We start from the raw sequence: 530 nt of genomic DNA on the forward strand, positions 1-530 counted from the left end.
GCATCCTGGGTATTTAACAGAATGAGGTTGCCATCGGTTGCTGTCACAGAAATGCTTGGACCATCATCATCAAAAACGACATTGCCCCCTAAATCAAGCACCCTGGAATCGGTACTGGTATCGCCATCACCATCCGTGATCGTGGCTTGACCGGTTAACCCCACCAGGCCCGTGTTTAAACTAATTTCCTGGGCCTCATAATTCGCATTAGAACCTGGCAGGCTGTGATCGATTTCCCGCAGTTGCGTGAGGCTGACTTCCCCGGTGCCGGAATTCACGGCCAGTGAGAAAATTGTATTCCCCCCGGTCACGCCAGCTGCCGTTGCCGAGGTTGAACCGATAACCTCGCCGTTGATGTTGTAAAGGTGAATCACCTGCCCATCCGATTTTAGCCCGGAATCAACGCCGGCGGATGCCAGTAAATTAAGGTGGTAAGTCCATGCCACAGAACCAGCCCCATCCGCACCAAAATTCGAAGCAGCGGTAAAGGCGGCAGCAAAGGAAGCCGTGGCCACATCAGACGCCGCACC

General features: G+C 53.8%; 1 protein-coding gene. It reads right to left on the reverse strand.

Annotated elements, in window-relative coordinates:
* On the reverse strand, nt 1–530 hold a 530-nt coding region (locus tag ACN4Z1_RS15955), incomplete at both ends, for a DUF5801 repeats-in-toxin domain-containing protein (RefSeq protein ID WP_419423056.1).

Origin of the sequence: Legionella sp. ST3F1 (assembly GCF_048553315.1) — a bacterium.
In the GTDB taxonomy this organism is placed as follows: Bacteria; Pseudomonadota; Gammaproteobacteria; order Legionellales; family Legionellaceae; genus Tatlockia; species Tatlockia donaldsonii.